The 16,871-nt window shown below is 67.5% G+C and carries 17 protein-coding genes and 1 pseudogene; 13 read left to right on the forward strand and 5 right to left on the reverse strand.

Annotated elements, in window-relative coordinates; translation table 11 throughout:
* Positions 1 to 34: 34 nt before the first annotated feature.
* Entirely contained in the window at positions 35 to 793 is a 759-nt protein-coding gene (locus ACLIN4_RS16020; protein ID WP_290012473.1) for a GntR family transcriptional regulator, read from the reverse strand.
* Positions 794 to 986: 193 nt separating this feature from the next.
* Here ACLIN4_RS16020 and ACLIN4_RS16025 point away from each other — a divergent pair, with 193 nt between their 5' ends.
* Both ACLIN4_RS16025 and ACLIN4_RS16030 read left to right on the forward strand, forming a co-directional pair.
* Positions 987 to 1,427, forward strand: coding sequence for an ATP-binding protein (locus ACLIN4_RS16025; RefSeq protein ID WP_107476096.1), 441 nt, complete (start codon positions 987 to 989; stop codon positions 1,425 to 1,427).
* Positions 1,428 to 1,636: 209 nt separating this feature from the next.
* Entirely contained in the window at positions 1,637 to 1,933 is a 297-nt protein-coding gene (locus ACLIN4_RS16030; RefSeq protein WP_289908072.1) for a ribosomal protein L7/L12, read from the forward strand.
* A 262-nt stretch (positions 1,934 to 2,195) separates the two neighbouring features.
* Here ACLIN4_RS16030 and ACLIN4_RS16035 read toward each other — a convergent pair whose 3' ends face one another.
* The 4 genes from ACLIN4_RS16035 to ACLIN4_RS16050 all read right to left on the reverse strand — a co-directional run bounded on the left by ACLIN4_RS16035 (position 2,196) and on the right by ACLIN4_RS16050 (position 10,580).
* Positions 2,196 to 3,797, reverse strand: coding sequence for a restriction endonuclease (locus tag ACLIN4_RS16035; RefSeq protein ID WP_411575924.1), 1,602 nt, complete (start codon positions 3,795 to 3,797; stop codon positions 2,196 to 2,198).
* A gap of 1,496 nt (positions 3,798 to 5,293) precedes the next feature.
* Positions 5,294 to 8,539, reverse strand: coding sequence for a tetratricopeptide repeat protein (locus ACLIN4_RS16040; protein ID WP_411575925.1), 3,246 nt, complete (start codon positions 8,537 to 8,539; stop codon positions 5,294 to 5,296).
* 84 nt (positions 8,540 to 8,623) lie between these two features.
* The gene (locus tag ACLIN4_RS16045; protein ID WP_411575926.1) at positions 8,624 to 8,944 is read right to left on the reverse strand and encodes a trypco2 family protein; all 321 of its coding nucleotides are present in this window, start codon (positions 8,942 to 8,944) and stop codon (positions 8,624 to 8,626) included.
* A gap of 538 nt (positions 8,945 to 9,482) precedes the next feature.
* The gene (locus ACLIN4_RS16050) at positions 9,483 to 10,580 is read right to left on the reverse strand and encodes a DUF1152 domain-containing protein (protein WP_411575927.1); all 1,098 of its coding nucleotides are present in this window, start codon (positions 10,578 to 10,580) and stop codon (positions 9,483 to 9,485) included.
* An 80-nt stretch (positions 10,581 to 10,660) separates the two neighbouring features.
* Here ACLIN4_RS16050 and ACLIN4_RS16055 point away from each other — a divergent pair, with 80 nt between their 5' ends.
* The 11 genes and pseudogenes from ACLIN4_RS16055 to ACLIN4_RS16105 all read left to right on the forward strand — a co-directional run bounded on the left by ACLIN4_RS16055 (position 10,661) and on the right by ACLIN4_RS16105 (position 16,818).
* Positions 10,661 to 11,401, forward strand: coding sequence for a GntR family transcriptional regulator (locus ACLIN4_RS16055; RefSeq protein ID WP_411575928.1), 741 nt, complete (start codon positions 10,661 to 10,663; stop codon positions 11,399 to 11,401).
* A gap of 279 nt (positions 11,402 to 11,680) precedes the next feature.
* A complete protein-coding gene (locus ACLIN4_RS16060; protein ID WP_411575929.1) occupies positions 11,681 to 12,118 on the forward strand; it encodes an ATP-binding protein in 438 nt (145 codons plus the stop codon).
* An 89-nt stretch (positions 12,119 to 12,207) separates the two neighbouring features.
* Positions 12,208 to 12,936, forward strand: coding sequence for a GntR family transcriptional regulator (locus ACLIN4_RS16065; protein WP_411575930.1), 729 nt, complete (start codon positions 12,208 to 12,210; stop codon positions 12,934 to 12,936).
* Between the two features lie 88 nt (positions 12,937 to 13,024).
* On the forward strand, positions 13,025 to 13,273 hold the full coding sequence (locus ACLIN4_RS16070) for a hypothetical protein (protein ID WP_364748268.1): 249 nt from the start codon (positions 13,025 to 13,027) through the stop codon (positions 13,271 to 13,273).
* A gap of 231 nt (positions 13,274 to 13,504) precedes the next feature.
* Positions 13,505 to 13,855, forward strand: a complete 351-nt coding sequence (locus tag ACLIN4_RS16075; protein ID WP_114528483.1) for a hypothetical protein — start codon at positions 13,505 to 13,507, stop codon at positions 13,853 to 13,855.
* 5 nt (positions 13,856 to 13,860) lie between these two features.
* Entirely contained in the window at positions 13,861 to 15,234 is a 1,374-nt protein-coding gene (locus tag ACLIN4_RS16080; protein ID WP_411575931.1) for an FtsK/SpoIIIE domain-containing protein, read from the forward strand.
* 54 nt (positions 15,235 to 15,288) lie between these two features.
* Positions 15,289 to 15,934, forward strand: a pseudogene (locus ACLIN4_RS16085) (DUF2637 domain-containing protein).
* Between the two features lie 18 nt (positions 15,935 to 15,952).
* The gene (locus ACLIN4_RS16090; protein ID WP_411575932.1) at positions 15,953 to 16,144 is read left to right on the forward strand and encodes a hypothetical protein; all 192 of its coding nucleotides are present in this window, start codon (positions 15,953 to 15,955) and stop codon (positions 16,142 to 16,144) included.
* Positions 16,144 to 16,335 carry a mobile element transfer protein gene (locus ACLIN4_RS16095; RefSeq protein WP_411575933.1) on the forward strand — a complete coding sequence of 64 codons (192 nt, stop codon included), beginning with the start codon at positions 16,144 to 16,146 and terminating at the stop codon, positions 16,333 to 16,335. Before ACLIN4_RS16090 ends, ACLIN4_RS16095 begins: the two co-directional genes overlap by 1 nt.
* A 10-nt stretch (positions 16,336 to 16,345) precedes the next feature.
* Positions 16,346 to 16,540 (forward strand): hypothetical protein, encoded by a 195-nt coding sequence (locus ACLIN4_RS16100; protein WP_114528487.1) that lies wholly within the window; start codon positions 16,346 to 16,348, stop codon positions 16,538 to 16,540.
* 14 nt (positions 16,541 to 16,554) lie between these two features.
* Positions 16,555 to 16,818, forward strand: a complete 264-nt coding sequence (locus ACLIN4_RS16105; RefSeq protein WP_411575934.1) for a SpdD protein — start codon at positions 16,555 to 16,557, stop codon at positions 16,816 to 16,818.
* The last annotated feature ends 53 nt before the right edge of the window (positions 16,819 to 16,871 follow it).

The raw sequence follows: 16,871 nt of genomic DNA on the forward strand, positions 1-16,871 counted from the left end.
GCGGCACCCGACACGCAGGCCAGGCCGGCTCGCCTCACGCGTCGAAGTCGTACTCCAAGACGTACGAGGCGGCGTCCAGCGTCATTTCGTTGACCTCGACGGAGCGACCGTCGCCCGTGTACGCGGTGCGGCAGATGAGCATGACCGGGGTGCCCGCGGACATCCTCAGCTGGGCCGCCTCGTCCTTCGTGGGCATGCGCGAGCGGATCTCCTCGCGGAAGTGCACCGGCTTGTGGCCGAGTTCGGCGAGCCGGGCGTACGTCCCGCCCTCCCCGGTGTGCTCCTGGGTGATCGCGGATCCTGCGACCAGCGACATGGGCAGGTAGCTCGTCGCAAGCAGGACGGGCTTGCCGTCCAGGACAAAGCGCCGCCGCCTCACGCACACCGGCTCCTCGCCGGCCAAGCCGAGGACCGCGCCGACGCGATCGGGCGCGGGCTCCTCGGACACGGTGATCCGGTCCACCTCGAGGGACCGGTTCTCGATGTCCGCCGACCAGACGGAACGGCCGTTGCCCCACTGCTGCCCGGCCAGCCGCTGAATGCCGCGACGCCGGAGCGGGCGGAAGGTGCGGACGAACACACCGGCTCCCTTGCGGGCTTCGGCGATGCCTTCGTCCCGCAGAACACCCAGCGCCTGGCGTGCCGTCATACGGGCCACACCGTGCGTGGCCATGAGGTCGTTCTCCCCCGGAAGCCGATCACCGGGACCGTACTGACCCGACTGGATCGCTTCGCGCAGAGCGTCCGCGATCCGCTGGTACTTGGGCCGAGGGCCGTCTTCGGTGTGGGCCATCCCGCAGGTCTCCTCCCGCTCTTCTCTAGACACCTTAGGCCACAGGTCGGACCTTCGCTCGCTACGCGTAACCGTCACTTCCGGTCGGCGACCTCTTCCGCGAATCGGCCTGACATCTCTAGAGATCCTCACCTAGAGTGAGATGTATAGAGAGGTCACTCGGGGCCTCTGAAGCGAGAGGTGCTGAGCGCTGATGGCCTACATGATCGACCGCTATCCCTGCGAGGAATCGCCGCGTCTCGGCGCGATGACCCTGCACCCCGTCGCTGAGTCCGTGCCTCGGGCCCGGCGCTGGTTCCGGAAGTTCATCGCTCACTACGAGCCGGCCTGCTCCGTCGACGACTGCGTACTGCTGGTCTCGGAGCTGGTGACCAACGCCGTCCTTCACGGCAGGTCGGACGACGAGCCATGGGTCGTGCGGGTGGAGTGGTTCCGCAAGGGGACCGCCCTCCGGGTCGAGGTTCACAATCCGGGGCTCCCTGAGGACGTGAGGCTGAGGCGCCCCGACTCCGACGACGCACACGGGCGTGGGCTGCTCCTGGTCGACGCCATCGCCGACTCGTGGCACTCCGGGCCCAGCCGTTTCGGCGGGACGGTGGTCTCTTTCGAGATGGCCGGCGCCTGGCCACTGTGAGAGTGCCGCCGGTCGTGAAAGCCGCGGAGTCGACCGCCCGACCGCAGCTCACCCCATTCAGCCCAGGGGCGGCCCGGGACCACCCGGGACCCGACCGACGGCCGGGCTTCGTCGATGGCCGAGAGTGAGATCTGCCAGGGCCGAAAAGCCGTGGCTGGCGTCTTCAAGGGCGTATACGCTCCCGTGCGCTGAGGCAGGAGGACGGCGAGATGTCCGACGAAGAGCCCACCGAGTACTTCACGCTGCTGTGCGACGATCCGTCCCACGAGGTGGTGCTCGTCGACTGTGGGCCCCGCGAGATGGATGTGGTCCTGGTTGTGCGCACGGTGACCGGGCAGAGCCTCTGGCACAGCCGAGTCCTGGCGCGCCGAGCGCCCGTCACCCTCCTCGGGGGGCTGTCTGCGGACAGGGCCCAGTCCGCTGTCGCCGTGCTGCGACGCGCCGGAGCGACAGCGGAGTGGAGGCAGGAGCCGGAGCCCGGGGAGGGCACGGCACCTTCGCCGTGACCGGCCCGGAGGCGGCCCGGAAAGAGCAGCGAAAAGCCCCCTCCCGGCGGAGGAACCGCAGGCAGGGGGCTTCCTGAGACGTTCTTACTTCTTCTTGCCCTGGGTCTCGCCGGGGATCTTGGTGAGCTGGGTTTTTGCTGGTCAGGAGAGGTGGGCTCGTGCTCCTGGTGGTCGTCGTTGGTCATCCTTGGCCACCATCGAGCGGCCTCGGACGGCCCAGGGACGGCCCAGCTCCTCGGTCTGACTGGGAGGGCCACCGACCTCAGCGCGAGGGGCGCCTCTTCGGGGGGACTGGGCCCGGGATCACGTCCTTGCCAAGGTGTTCCTTGATCAGGTACTTGAGTTCCGGCCCTTCGATGAGCTGGAGCCGGCCATGTTGGCGGGCAAAGTCGTGGCTGGCCCTGCCGAACCAGGATGTGGTGATCAGGACCCCCTTGGCGGCACGCTTGTGCTCGACCACTCCGGCGAGCGCCTGGACGGACTCAACACCCACGAGCTTGCTGTAGCGCTTCGCCTGAATGATGCACTCACCGTTGAAGACGGGGTCCTTGCTGACGGCCACCGCGTCAACGCCCTCGTCTTTGGACGCCTGGGTGTTCCAGGCCTCCATGCCGATCGCCTCGAACAGTTGGCGAATCAAGTGCTCGAACTCGGTGGGTGTCAGCTTCACCAGCACGGGCCTGCTGTCCAAGCCAGCGACTACATCCATGCTGTCCATGAGCCGGTACTTCGACAGGTCGAACTCGACGATGGGGCGAATCGGTTCGAGATCGTAGGGGTTGGGAGACACCAGAGCGTTGAGTCCCCTGAGGCACTGCGCTGGATCAACCTGACTGAGACGGAGCTTCCCGAACTGCTCCCTGCTGGCGCTGAGCGTCACCAAACAGGGTGAGACCTCCTGACCGGTAGCCCGGTCGATGGTTCTCACATGGCCGTTCAGGATCACGCCATTGACGACCCGGTCCGGATCGCTCGTCAGGACCTCGTGGACTGTCCTCAGAGCGACTTGCGCCAGGACTGCGGCGTAGATCTCCTTGCGCTCCTTCTCGGGACGAGGCAGCACGGTCGTCTCGTCTCGGCTTTTCACGTACCGGTAGCCCCGCGCGGTAGGAACGATCGCCTCCGGAGGCAAATGGATCTCAACGAGTACGTCACCGGTGGCAGGGCGAAAGGCGATTCGATGCTCGTGCGGGAAGCCCACTGGGTACACCGACGCATCCAGAACAGCCCCTAGATGAGCCTCGACCGCCGCGGGCTCCCCTGCCCTGTATGCCTCGCGCTCTTCATCCAATTTCCCGTTGAAGGTCGCCACCTCATCAAGGGCCTTCGCTTCGGCCTGGCGGTGCTCGGCACGCTTTCGCTCCAGCGTTGCCAGCCGCTTCTCTTCCGCCCGCCTGTGGCGATCCTGTGCTTCGCCGAACCGCACACGCGCCTCGGCAACCTCAGCCTCATAGCGCTTCCTGCCAAGACCCAGGACAGCAGCCAGACCACCGGGTTCCGGTGGTGCGAACTCCTCCCAGCGCGGGGAAGGCTCCGGACGAGACCAAGGACGCTCGTCTAACTTCCTCGGTGTGTGAGTCCTCCGCCGGCGCTCAAAGGTCGTCGGCGGATCCCCAACCAGCGCGTCACGGAGCAACTGCCCAAGCTGCTCGACCTCGTGCTCGACCCCGATCGTGCGAACCCGCGCCTGCTCGGCCTGCTGCTCCTGATACGCGGCCTTCCGCTCGCGTTCCTGCCGCTTGCTGGCCGTCTCAGCAGCCTTGCGTTCCCGCTCCGCTTGTCGTGCCCGTTGCTCCTGGGCACGTCGTAAAGCTTGCTGTCGCCGCTGATAGTCGTTGCCTCGGCCGCTGCCCTGTTGCGCCACCTGTTTGCCCCTCCCCTGGCCCTACTCCGCCACAGGGCTGCATTCCCCTTCCACATCGCAGAATCACGCCCAGCAGGGACGTCACCTCAGCCGGACCGCACGGTGCACCGTTGGCTCAAGTCGTCTGCATCTCAACCCACGACAGTCAGCCACGATGGCGGGTTTGCCGACCGATCAGGCGCGCGTGTGCCTCGCTGCACCCCTACTGCCCTCAGCCACGCTGTCGAGGTGTCGTCGACCGGAGGCACCCAGGACGCCCGGCCCGTGAGCACACTGCCTGAGCCATCAGCTTGGGAAGCTGCGATCATTTGCGACCGAATCGACCGCTGACCTGTGTGAACGGTCCGGGTGCCGCCTTGTCGGCCTCGCCGGTCTTCACCGTGGTTCCCCGCTGTTCCCCGCTCGATCTGGTGCGCTTGTGGTGCGGAGTGCTGTGCTGTTCAGCGGGCCGGGTCGGTGAGGGGCCTTACCACTTCCGCCACTTGCCCGTGAGCTGATAGCGGCTCAGTCCGTGGCGCGCGGTGAGGCCGACGACGTCGAGACGTTCGGTGTTCACCGAAGATGGCAGCGTCAGGATGACTCGTGCCGAACCGTGCTCGTTGGTGGCACTGGATGCGGCAACATCGTTCAACATGAACGAGTTCATAGCGGCGTTAGCAGGAGCCGCGATCGGCGGAGGGTTCGCGTTTGCAGGAGCGCTTGCACAAGCCCGCAGTGCCCGAGCACAGGCCGACGCCTCCCGCGCAGCAGCCAGGCACCAGGCGGAAACCGCTCATATGCAGTGGGTACGCGGTGGTAGAAGCTCTGCGTTCTTTGAATTCCTAGCCCTGACTTTGGAAGTGAAAGATCAGGCGTTTAATCTGCACTCTATGAGAGAGCCGCTGGGTGGACGAGGATTTTGGCGCAGAATGCGCTCTCGGCGGGCCGAAGCAGAGATTAGAATCGCCATCCATGAAACTCTTAGGAAGATGCGAGCCACTCTCGCGGTGATCGAAATGTACGGTCCGGACGAGGTTTCCAACGCCGCGCACAGAGTGGAAAGAGCATGCGTTACTCTGACTATGTGTGCTGAAGGATGGGTGAGGGATTCAGGTACTCCTCAGTTCGACTGGAACGCAGATCCATCTACAGTGTGGCGGGCGCGCGAGGAGTTTGCTACGGTTGCACGCCCGCATCTGAACAGCTTGGGCACGTGATTTTTGCCTTTATGCCCATGCCTGTCGGTTGGATAGCCGACGTACGTGCTCTTAGCTTGGGAAGCTGCGGGCATTTGGCGCCTGTCTGGGATATGACCTGGGAGTACGCCCCGGTTGTCGCCTTCTCAGGCTGGTCGGCTTTCGCCGTGATTCCCCGCTCGATCTGGTGCGGTTGTGGTGAGGACGTGGAACGGCGGCCGAAACGGGATCGGCCGTGAATCACTCCCTCTGGAGCTCTTTCCAGGAACTCGCGTAGCTGGAAGCTTCTCTTTAGCGTGTTTCCGTGAATGCTCTGGGCTGCTATTTCGTCAGGGTTTCGCGGATTTTGATGGCGCGGGTGATGGCGGTCAGGGCTTCTTCGTGCCGTCCCAGGTTCGTTAGACAGATGGACTGGTTTTTCAGTGACATGGCGAGGTCGGGGAGGAAGGCGTCGGGTCGCTGCTTCGCCAGGGTTTCGCGGATTTTGACGGCGCGGGTGATGGCGGTCAGGGCTTCTTCGTGCCGTCCCAAGCCCGCCAGACGAACGGACTGGTCGTTCAGTGACATGGCGAGGTCGGGGAGGAAGGCGTCGGGTCGCTGCTTCGCCAGGGTTTCACGGATTTTGACGGCGCGGGTGATGGCGGTCAGGGCTTCTTCGTGCCGTCCCAAGCCCGCCAGGCAGGCGGACTGACCGTTCAACATACCAGCGAGGTCGGGGAGGAAGGCGTCGGGTCGCTGCTTCGCCAGGGTTTCGCTGATTTTGACGGCGGGGGTGATAGCGGTCAGGGCCTCTTCGTGCCGTCCCAAGCCCGCCAGGCAGGCGGACTGGCCGTTCAGTGACATGGCAAGGTCGGGGAGGAAGGCGTCGGGTCGCTGCTTCGCCAGTGTCTGGTAGGTCTCGACGACGCGGGTGATGACGGTCAAGGCTTCCTTTCGCCGCCCCAAGTTAGCTAGATGGCTGGACTGGTTGTTTAGCGCCATGGCGAGGTTGGGGAGGAAGGCGTCGGGTTGCTGTTTCGCCAGTGTCTGGTAGGTCTCGACGACGCGGGTGATGACGGTCAAGGCTTCCTTTCGCCTCCTCAAGTTCGCTAGACAGTTGGACTGGTTGTTCAGCGAACCAGCGAGGTGGGGGAGGAAGGCGTCGGGTCGCTTTTTCGCCAGGGTTTCGCGAATTTTGATGGCGCGGGTGATGGCGGTCAGGGCTTCTTCGTGCCGCCTCAAATTCGCTAGATGGCTGGACTGGTTGCTTAGCGCCATGGCGAGGTTGGGGAGGAAGGCGTCGGGTTGCTGTTTCGCCAGTGTCTGGTAGGTCTCGACGGCGCGAGTGATGGCGGTCAGGGCTTCTTCGTGCCGTCCCAGGGCCGCCAGACGGTTGGACTGGTTGTTCAGCGACATGGCAAGGCTGGGCAGGTGGGGTTCGTGTGTGTCGTGGTGTTCGACCAGGGCTGTGCTGAGGTCGGCTGCCCACTCGCTGAGGGCCAGGGTGGATTCCGGTAGCTGGTCGTTGAGGTGGTGCAGCAGGGTGATGTCCTGCGTAGTGCGGGTCAGGTGAGTCAGAGCGGCGATCAAGGGCGAGGGCTGGGAGGCGCGGGTTGCTGTGGTCAGGGCGGCCGGTCCCAGCTCGGTCGGGGCCGTGATGAGGGCGTCACGCAGGATGCCGTTGATTACGTCGTGGTGGTGGGGGTGCTGGGCGGTGCGGGCCAGCACGGTCAGGGCCTGCTCGGCAGGTGTGCCGGTAAGGGTGGTCAGGATGCGGGTGAACAGGGCGGGTTCGCGGCTGAGCTGGGTGCCGATGTGGTACTCGGCGATGCGGTCGGGTTGGAGGCTGCCCCATACGGAGCCTGCCGGGTTCGGGTAGAGATCCGCGAGCCAGGTGGCCAGCGCCCCGCGGACAGCGGCCGCGCTGTCGTCGGCCAGACCGGGAAGCCGGGCCAGAAGCGCCCTGGCGTGATCACGGTCAGTTGCGGGGACCAGGCAGGCTACAGCGACGGCGAGAGCACGGGTCTCGGTCCCGCTGCGCTCCCCGGTCAGGCCCCGCTCAAGGCTGTTGGCGGTCTCGTCCCAGTACTTGCGTTCGTGTCCCAGCAGCCTGCCTTCCAACACGGTGGCCCGGCCTGGGGTCTGCGGGATGCCGGTGGCGTCGAGGAGGGCGAGGAGTGCGGCCATGTGCACCGACAAGGGTGTGTCGAACTCGGCGCCGGCCAGGGCGGGCATCGCGTCCACGGCGGCGAGGGCAGGCAGGAGGGCCGCCCAGTCGGTGGCAGGGAAGAGCCGGCGCAGTCGGGTGCTGAAGTCGCCCAGGGCCTGCCGGTAGGCGGCGGTGCGGTCCTGGGAGGTGTGGTGCAGGGCCGGGACCGGTGTGACTGGGGCGGTGGCCAGGGCCTGGCCGTGGGGATGTTCGGTGGCCCGGGTCCACCAGTCGCCCGCGGCACGGGCCAGGGCCAGCACCCGCACGGGGCTGGTGACCTGGTCGTGGTCGACCGCCTCCAGCAGAGCATGCAGTTGCGGGACGCGGGTCTCGGTGTAGTCGACGACGATCAGCACAGGCCGGCGCACCTGGGACAGCACGTCCAGCGGCACCCCGGTATCGGTGGTCAGGCGGATCGCAGTCCAGCCCCGGCTCGTCATCCGGGTGGCGAGTTCGGCCGCCAACCGGGTCTTTCCCGCACCACCAGGCCCGGTCAGCAACCGAGCCTGCACCAGACTCTGCCCCCACCCCCATGCGCTGGCAGGCTCATCGTGAGGGGCGGACTGCACCTGGCTGGAAGGCGGCTCGCACCAAGGGATCAGATCCTTCTCGAGCAGGTCTTCGCGGCCCATGAAGGACACCGTCGCCTGTTCCGGGCGCAGCAGATCGGCCGGGGAGCGGGGCGGCCGGGGGATGGCGGTGCGGTCGGCGAGGTGTTGCAGGTCTGCGGGCTCCAGCAGCATCGCCCGCCCGGTGTGCTCCTCGACCAGCTCCCGCACCACTGGATCCGACGCCAGGACATAGGCCGGCATGGCCTCCAGCCGGGTGTGGCTCCAGCCGGGCGGATCACCGGCCACCACCCCGGTCAGCAGTGGCGCCATCCCCGATGCGCTGCCGCACCACAACGCCGCCCCCGACATCCCGCCCCACGGCGAAGCACCCTGATACAGCTCGGCTCCCGCCTCACCGACCAGGACGTACCGGTCCCTGTCCCGGCCGCTTTCCGGCAGCACCCGCCCGTCAGCCTGCACCAGCGACACCGCATCGGCACCGGCCTGCCCCACCACCGGATATCCCAGGCACTGGGCGGGACAGGCCTGCATGGTCACCAACCGCCCCCACCGCACCCCGGGCAAAGGCCTGTCCGACAGATCCTCCCCGGCCAGCAGCAGCGCCGCATCCCACCCCTGCGGGCCGTCCTCCAACCGTTCCCACACCACCCGGCACGGCACCCGCCCGGCACGGCCGGGCAGTTGCACCGACACCAGCCCGCGGTCCTTGAGCACGTGCGCGGCCGTCAGCACCAGCCGACCGCCCAGCACATACCCCGACCCCCGAGCCTCACCGGACCGCACCACCGCCACCCGCGCCCTGTCCACCCCGCCCTACCTCCCCGATTCCTGCCCTTTTAGGCCCCGCCCCCGATCCAGGCGCGAGCCGACCACTGCGCGGATGCCGCCCGGTTACTCGCCGAACCGGGACCCCAGCACCTCACCCGTCTCATCCGGCCGGTCGGTGTTCACGTGGTACGCGCTGCCGGGCGTGGCGCCCTCCGGCGTCAGCACCAGCTTCACCCGGTGCACCGAGGCCTTCGACGTCCCCGCACCAGCCGACACCACCCACGCCTTCACCCCGGCCTTGCCCTCCTTGCGCATCTCCACCGAAAACTCCAGCTCCACCGGCCCCACCTCGAACCGCGGACCACTTCTACCGCCTGCCGCAGCGGCCACCAACTCCGCCCGCAGATGCTTCACAGCCTCCGCAATCCCGATCTCTTCAGCCATCCCCGGCCCCTCCCTTTCCGCTGTCACACAGACCACTGTCCGCACCAGAGGGTGCACCCGCGCAGACGACCACCACCGGCCGGGAAGTTCCCGCACCGTCCCACACATCGAAAAAGACCGAAACCATACGGAAGCGAGTCCTTGCATGACCGTTTTTGAGCAACGGAAATGCGGGAGTGCTTCCGTGCGCCGCCCAGGGCGGTGGAGCGGCTTTGGGGTGGCGCTGCTTTGGCGCGAGTGATCATGGCCCCATAAGCTTCCGGCGCGTCGGGCAGGTAGTGGACCTGCCCGGTAAAGCACGACGTTGGGGCCATGATCTTCGAGGCTCGCGCCAAAGTGGCTCCGTAAAGCCGCGGAACCGACCGCCCCAGCCACGACGAACCCCTTCTCTGACGTCAGGCGGCTGATTGCTGTGCGCGCGGCACGGGCGCCGGCCGGGCTGGAGCGGGGCGGAGACAGGAGCGCAGGCCCGGCCGGGGGCCGGGCCGCGCGCGGTGAGCGGAGCGAGCCGCCTTGAACCCGTGAAGAAGGTTGTAACTCAGGATTCGCCTGCGTCGATACGCCACAGCGGCGCCTCGTACTGCTTCGGGCGGCTGGCAATGAGGAGCTGCCGCAACTCGTCGCGCTGTGCACCACTGAGACTCAGGGCTTCGGTGATGCGGCGAAACGTTGTGTGGGTGGCTCCGCGGGTGCGTGCTTCAGCCTCGAACTGGGCTAGTTGCGACAGGATCGCGGCCGGGTCCAGATTCGTCGGCTGCTGCTCGTTAAGCCAGAGAGCTTTGTTGCGCTCATAGTCGATCTCTGAGTAGCCGCAGACTTCGCGGCTGTACGCCTCGGCCTCGTCCAGGTCGGTAGTGGACATGATCGCTCGGGCCAACCGGTTGCGGCTCAGAGCATCGTCCAAGTCGACTTCGTGCACGGCCGGGCTCTCGTCCGTGAGTAGTACGGGGAGTCCCGCGTCTCGGATTTCGCATGTGCCGCGTACGCCTCGGGCTGCGGCCGCGAGGAGGCCCGTCGCTTCGGACGGGTGCCACTCAAGGACGGCGCTGATGGCGGCCGTTTCCTCCGCGGTGAGGGTGTGGACCACGGGGCCCAGCGCGCTGGTCATAGCCTGCGGCGGGAGTTCGCCGTCCAGGCTCGGTCCTGCTACGAGGAGCCGCACGGGTGCGTTCAACTGGCAGCATGCCGCCAGCGTCAGCGCGTCGGCCAGCGGGCTCTTCAGTGTCGGCTCGTCGCCCTGCGCGAGGATGTCTCCGCCCACGTCCAAGAGATCGATTGATGCGGGCTGTACGTGGTCGACGAGTGAATCGAGTTGCCGGGTAAGGCCCGCGGCCCCCTGGTGTGGGTCGAGCAGTGCGAAGGTGGCTGGGAGCTCCGCTGCCAGTCTGGGGAGGGTGGAGCCTGCGGGTTCGATTGGGCGGGCCTGTGCCGGCACGGACCAGACGTCTGGCGTGATGCGTTCCAGGCCGGTGAAGTCGGCGGGGCGCCGCGGGCCCGGTAGGGGGTCGATCAGGAGGCGGTCCCAGGCGTAGGTCAGGATCACCGCCTGGTCCTCGTCGCCGTAGAGGGCGGCGTGAAGCATGGCGGCGGCGACTGCGTCGCCCCCTCCTCCTGCTGCGACGATCAACCGCGTCATGCGATCAGCCTACGGGTTCCCAGATTGGCCACTCAGCCTATAGTGGCCAAAGGCTATAGCCACTTGGACAAGGAGGGGACATGCCTCAGATCGAGGAGGCTCAACCCAAGTACCTTCAGATCGCTCACTTCATCCGCGACCAGATCCTTCGGGGTGACCTGCGGCCTGGGGATGAGGTGCCCTCTGAGCGGCAGCTCGCTGCGGATTGGAAGGTGTCCCGGCCTACGGCTGCGCGGTCGCTTGAGGCGCTGAGCCATCAGGGCCTGGTCGAGAAGCGGCAGGGCTCCGGCACGTACGTGCGCAGTCTCGAAGTGAATCGCCGTGCGAGGGAGTTGTACGGGCGGGCTCGGCAGACCGGGAAGATCTATACGCCCGGCGAGTATGCCGTGATCACGTCGGCCGGCTGGCTGGATGCCCCGGACCACGTTGCTGAGGCCCTGGGCTTGGCGAGGGATCGGCGGGCCGTGCACCGCCGGCGCGTCACGAACAACCAGGACGGCCCGATCACCCTGTCAACCTCCTGGTTCGCTCCGGACGTCGGCCAGCGTGCGCCCAAGCTCACCGACCCTGGACGCATCCAGGAAGGGACGCTCATGTACGTCGAGCGCATGACAGGGCGTCAAGGCAGTTACGCCGAGGACCGCATGTGCGCTCGTTCGGCCACGGAGGAGGAGGCTGCCGACCTGGAGCTGGAGCCCGAGAGCGCCGTCCTCATCGTTCACCACGTCGTCTTCGACCTCCAGGACCGGCCTCTGGAGTTCGCCGAAGCCACGTATCCGCCGCACCGCTGGGCGTTCGAGCAGGGCTACCCGCTCACCTGACGGCGCGCCAGTTCCGTCGTATCGCTTGCGCTCTGCAAGTGGCCAATGCCACTATCCACAAAGTGGCTAAGGCCACTTGGAGATGAAGGGGGGCACGACGTGACGAGTCGGCGGCCGAAGCAGGACGCGCGATTAGCTTGCCGGGGGTGTCGGGGGCGTGGATGGAAGCGCGTCGGTTCCCGAGCGGCGCTGACGTTCTCCGCGGCCGACGACCGCAACCGTGCCACGTCGAAGCGGCGCTGCCTCGACTGCGACGGCAGCGGCAAGGAGTGAGCACGCATGGCTTACACGATCGACCGACACCCCTGTGAGGACTCGCCGCGGCTTGGGGCGATGACCTTGCACCCGGAGCCTGAGTCCGTCTCCCGTGCGCGGCGCTGGTTCCGTAAGTTCATCGCTCCGTACAACCCGGCCTGCTCGATCGACGACTGCGCACTGCTGATCTCTGAGCTGGTCACGAACGCCATCTGCTATGGCGCGTCGGAGGATCCATGGGTGGTGCGGGTCGAGTGGTTCCGTCAGGGGACCTCGCTCCGCGTCGAGGTGCACAACCCCGGCTTCCCGGCGAGCGTACGGCTGCGGCATCCGGACGCGAACGATGCCCACGGCCGAGGACTGCTCCTCGTCGATTCCATCGCGGATTCCTGGCACTCCGGCCCCAGTCACCTCGGCGGTACGGTCGTCTCGTTCGTGGTCGCTGATGCCTGGCCGGCGTGATGGGATAGCTCACCTCTTCTTCTGCCGGTGTGAAAGTGTCGCTAGGCTGGTTGACCAGTTGACTTGGCCAATCTCGACAGGCGGCGTTCATGGCGTATGAAGTGGAGCCACCGAAGTACCTGCGCCTTGCGCAGACGCTCCAGCGCCGCATCGAGGACGGCACCTATGCGCCAGGGGTTCGGGTGCCGAGCGAGAACCAGCTCGTGCAGACCTTCGGTATGTCCCGCCCGACCGTCGTGCGCGCCCTGGAGCTGCTGAAGCGGGATGGATGGCTGGAGTCTCGCCAGGGGTACGGCACGATCGTGCGGGGACGGCCGACCGCTGCAGAGGACCAGGACCGCCGGGGACAGCAGGCACTCAGCCGTGATGAGTCGCGTGCCCCCGGGCGGCTGGTCGAGGTGGGGTACGTGCCCGTCCCGAAGCGAGTCGCCTCAGTGCTGGGGTTGCCCAAGCGAGCCAAGGTCCTCATGCGCCGCTTCTTGGTGGAGGACGAGGGTGAACCATTCGAGCTGGTCTCGTCCTACTTCCCTGCCGGCATGGTCGAGGGCACCGATCTGGAGAGCGCCGAAGCGCTGAGTGGCAGTACCCGGGAGCACCTGGAGGCTCGGAAGAAGGTTCGCTTCGACCACGTTCAGGAACGAATCTCGGCGCGGCTGCCTGGGCCGGCCGAGGGTGAGCTTCTCGACGTCCCAGACGGTGTTCCGGTCCTCAGCGTCCTGGTCGTCGCATGTGATGCGTCCGGGCAGGCGTTGCAGGTCTCCGAGGTGATGCTTCCTGCTGACCGGCAGGAGCTCGAAGACAGCTACCGGCTGAGCTGAGCAGGCAGGGGGCGGCGCTGACGCGGTCGGCGGATCCTCATAATCTGCTCTGACGCAGGACTGAGTGATCTCAGGTTGGAGGGGGCTCATGGCAGAGGGGCGCAGTTCCTACCCGGATGTGGTCGGCGGTCACATCGGGCTGGCGGTGACCATCATTGCGCTGATCGTCGTCGCCAGCTTCTCCGGTCCCCGCTGGACTTTGATCACCGTGGGGTGCTTCGCCGCCTGGTTCATCGTCGCGCTGACCGTCATCCTCATTAGGGGCGGAAGCGGCAGGGTTGCGGTTCGGCGGGCCTATGTCGCCACCTTCGGATGGGGCGACTACATCACTCCCTGATGCGTGACCTCGCGGAGCACAAGCCTGCGCGCATGGCTCTTGAGCGCGGTCTTTCTGTGTGAGTCGCGCCCTCTCGCGCTCGCTGTCTCCACGAGCGGGGGCCTTGCCTCGTCGGAAGACCGACCGCCACCCAAGTCACTTGACAAGTCAACCTGGCATCTCTAACTTCGGGCTTGCTAAGTCAACCTGTCAGGTTGGCAGGTTGGTCGATTCCCAGAAGGAGCAACCCCTGTGCGTGTGATCCGCGTTGACGCCTCGACCGCCACGATCCTGCTCACCGAGGCTCCCGCACCCAAGGTGCGCGACCGGCAGACCGGTGAGATCGCGAAGGATGCGCTGACCGGTGAGGCACTGATGACCGTCGGTGTCGTTTACATCGACGAGGGCGAATCGTCGCTCTTCCAGGTCACCGTCCCGGAGACGGGAGTGTCCGAGGGCCTGACGGTAGGTGCGCCGGTGTCGCTTCCGGGCCTGGTTGCACGGCCGTGGGAGAGCGTCTTCAACGGCAAGGAGCGCCACGGCATCGCCTACCGTGCGACGGCCATCGCTCCGGGCGCCTTCCCGATGACGCAGGCGGGCTGATCGCCGTGACGGACCTGGTCACGTGGGCCGAACTGGGCGGTTCGCTCGCTGCGATAGGTGGCGCGGCGTACGCCCGGCACTCCCACCCGGCGGCGTACTGGTCCACGGTCGGGCTTCCACTCTCGGTGGCCCGGCTGCTGGCCTCGTACTCCTCGACCATGGACGCTTGCGGCCTGACCGTCGAACCGCCCAGGTGGAGGGCGCTGGCCGTCCGGGCTGCCACTCGCCGTGAGGTGCGGCCCGTTCCCCCTCGGCGAGGCGTCATCCGGCCCACGACGACCGGTCTGCGTATGCGGTTGCGGTTGGCCCCGGGACAGGAGCCGGCGGACGTGGCCGCCTCCGCCGAACGACTTCGGCATGCCTGGGGTGTGCACGCCGTCTACGTCCGTGACATCAGGCCCGGGGTCGTGGAGTTGCGGCTCGTCGGCTTCGATGTGCTGAAGAGGGTGCGCATGCCTCGTCGGCTCGACGGCGGTCCGCTTCGAGTACCGGTGGCGTTACGAGAGGACGCGACCGCGTTCCTGCGGGACTACCGGGCCGTGCCCCATGAGCTGGTGCTCGGCGCCACGCTCTCGGGCAAGTCCATGTACCTGCGGAACCTGCTGGTCGGGCTCGCCGCTCAACCGGTGGTCCTGGCCGGCATCGACTGCAAGCGTGGAGTCGAACTGGAGCCCTTCGCGCCCCGGCTCTCCGCCCTGGCAACGGACCCCGACCAAGCGGCCGACTTGCTTCCCGCACTCGTGAAGGAGATGGAGGACCGCTACGACCTGATCAAGGCCCGGCAGGGCATCGCTCCCGGCACCCCGGAGGAGCTGATCACCTCGGACGTCTGGGGTCTGCCGGACAACGAACGCCCAGCTCCGATCGTGCTCTTCATCGACGAGGTGGCGGAACTCTTCCTCGTCGCCACAAGAAAGGAGGAAGAACGCCGCGACGAAATGGTGACCCACCTCATCCGCCTCGCCCAGCTCGGACGGGCCGCGGGGATCTACCTCGAAGTCTGCGGACAGCGCTTCGGTGCCGAGCTGGGCAAGGGCGCGACCATGCTTCGCGCTCAACTGACCGGTCGCGTCTGCCACCGCGTGAACGACGAGGCTTCCGCGAAGATGGCGCTCGGAGACATCGCCCCTGAAGCCGTGTCGGCGGCCTGCGCTGTCCCCGCCGAACTGCCCGGCCTGGCCGTCGTCGGCGACACCTCCGGCGGCTGGTCCCGCATCCGTACCCCCTACCTCTCCCTCGCCGACGCTGCGGCCACCTGCCGTGCCACGGCGGGCCTCGCCCCCGACGTACCGACGCTCGCTCCCTTCAGGCCCCGCCTCTCACCGATGCCGACGGCGGCACCTGGCCCCGCAGCCCCGGTTCAGCCTGCCACCGAGTAGGCCCACCACCTCGCGACCGGCACGGCCGGTCCGTGCCAAGTCCCTACCCCCTCCATGTCTGGCACCGGAAGGAGTTACGCCGTGGGCGCCTTGCCCGTCCGTATCGACGCGGTACTCGTCCAAGCACTGATCGCCGCAGCGCTGTCTTTCGCCCACCTCCACGACCTGGCGCTTGCCGCCGGGCAGGACGGCTGGAAGGCGTGGGCCTACCCGGTCTCGGTCGATCTCCTGCTGGTCGCGGCTTGGCGGAGGCTGCGTACCGGCCAAGCCAAAGTGGCCGGTTGGTGTTGGTTCGTCATCGCCCTGACCGCCTCTCTTGGCGCCAACGTCGCCACGGCCGGCCTGCTCGACCTCGAAGCCGTACCTGACTGGCTGCGCATCCTCGTCGCCGGGTGGCCTGCGGTCGCCTTCCTCGGCGGGACTCTGCTCGCTCACGGAGAAGCCACGGACGCCCGCACGACCAGCGACGGGTCGGCTCCCCGCTCTTCAACATCCGAAGCCTCCACCTCTGCCCCCGAGCTGCCCGCGGCCGAGACCGGAACGGCTGCCCCCAGCTCCGCCGGCACTTGTCGCGCTCGCGCGCAAGGTCGCCGACGAGCACCACGCCCGGACCGGCACGCCCATCGACACCTCGACCCTTCGCGCCCGGCTCGGCGTCCCGCTGCCGCTGGCCGAAGCCATCTCCGCCCACCTGACCTGACCCGGAGGACCTGCCCCCGTGCGCCCGTCCACGCTCCGCGCGCTGAAGCGCGCCGCCGAGCTGACCCGACAGAACCGCCTTACCGAAGCCGTGCTCATCGCCGAGCCCGTCATCCTCGCCGCCGACAGCTACGAGGGCGACGAGATCTTGCGATGGCTGGCCGACCACGTCACCGACTTCACCGGCGAAGAACCCGAGGAGAGCTGTTGATGACCGCCAACCGCCGTTTCCGCCGCGTAGTCCGCATCGGCCCCGTACAGGTCGCCACCTACTACGACGGCCGGGGCCGCGAGAAGCACACCGCCGCCTGCACCGCTCCGCGCTGCGGCTTCGCCACGGACTACGACAGCCGCGCCGCCGCCGAGCTGGCCGCCCGTACCCACCGCTGCGCCGTCCACTGAGGGAGCTCCCATGACCGTCTCGCTGCCGCTCGTCTTCGTCCTGGGCGTCATCGCCTGGGCCGCGATCAAGTTCCTCGGCGTCCGGCTCTGGGTCGCCGTCGTGATCGCCCTGTTCGGCTTCTGGCTCTCGCACACCATCCTCGCGCCCGCCATCGAGTCCGGCACCCGCTCCGGGGTCGACGTCGTCAACGGCACCGACGAATGACAAGGAGATCCGCCATGTTCCGCCCCAAGCTGCCCGACATCCCGACTGTGCCGACGACGACCGTCACGCCCCCACCCCAGCACTCGCGGGCTCCGTTTCCCTCGACCGGTCGCCCCGTCGTCCCGTACGTGGGCATCGGCGCCGGAGCGGTGGCCGCCGTGGTCGTCGTCGGGATCGTCCTTACCGCGCTCCTGGCGGCGGTCGCCGTCTCGGCCGTGTCCGTGGCCATCGCCGCGGTGGTCCTGCGCTCCCTCGTCAGCAGCGCGAACAAGCGATGACCGGCCGCCGGGGCGGCAACAAGCCGCCAAGCATCCCGCCGCCCCGGGGCCGT

Origin of the sequence: Streptomyces mutabilis, assembly GCF_046628145.1 — a bacterium.
GTDB classification, from domain to species: Bacteria; Actinomycetota; Actinomycetes; order Streptomycetales; family Streptomycetaceae; genus Streptomyces; species Streptomyces mutabilis.

Coding starts and splice junctions, on each gene's coding strand:
- ACLIN4_RS16020 (WP_290012473.1), bottom strand. CDS start 793: ATGGCCCACACCGAAGACGGCCCTCGGCCCAAGTACCAGCGGATCGCG.
- ACLIN4_RS16025 (WP_107476096.1), top strand. CDS start 987: ATGGCCTACATGATCGACCGCTATCCCTGCGAGGAATCGCCGCGTCTC.
- ACLIN4_RS16030 (WP_289908072.1), top strand. CDS start 1,637: ATGTCCGACGAAGAGCCCACCGAGTACTTCACGCTGCTGTGCGACGAT.
- ACLIN4_RS16045 (WP_411575926.1), bottom strand. CDS start 8,944: ATGGCTGAAGAGATCGGGATTGCGGAGGCTGTGAAGCATCTGCGGGCG.
- ACLIN4_RS16050 (WP_411575927.1), bottom strand. CDS start 10,580: ATGACGCGGTTGATCGTCGCAGCAGGAGGAGGGGGCGACGCAGTCGCC.
- ACLIN4_RS16055 (WP_411575928.1), top strand. CDS start 10,661: ATGCCTCAGATCGAGGAGGCTCAACCCAAGTACCTTCAGATCGCTCAC.
- ACLIN4_RS16060 (WP_411575929.1), top strand. CDS start 11,681: ATGGCTTACACGATCGACCGACACCCCTGTGAGGACTCGCCGCGGCTT.
- ACLIN4_RS16065 (WP_411575930.1), top strand. CDS start 12,208: ATGGCGTATGAAGTGGAGCCACCGAAGTACCTGCGCCTTGCGCAGACG.
- ACLIN4_RS16070 (WP_364748268.1), top strand. CDS start 13,025: ATGGCAGAGGGGCGCAGTTCCTACCCGGATGTGGTCGGCGGTCACATC.
- ACLIN4_RS16095 (WP_411575933.1), top strand. CDS start 16,144: ATGACCGCCAACCGCCGTTTCCGCCGCGTAGTCCGCATCGGCCCCGTA.
- ACLIN4_RS16100 (WP_114528487.1), top strand. CDS start 16,346: ATGACCGTCTCGCTGCCGCTCGTCTTCGTCCTGGGCGTCATCGCCTGG.
- ACLIN4_RS16105 (WP_411575934.1), top strand. CDS start 16,555: ATGTTCCGCCCCAAGCTGCCCGACATCCCGACTGTGCCGACGACGACC.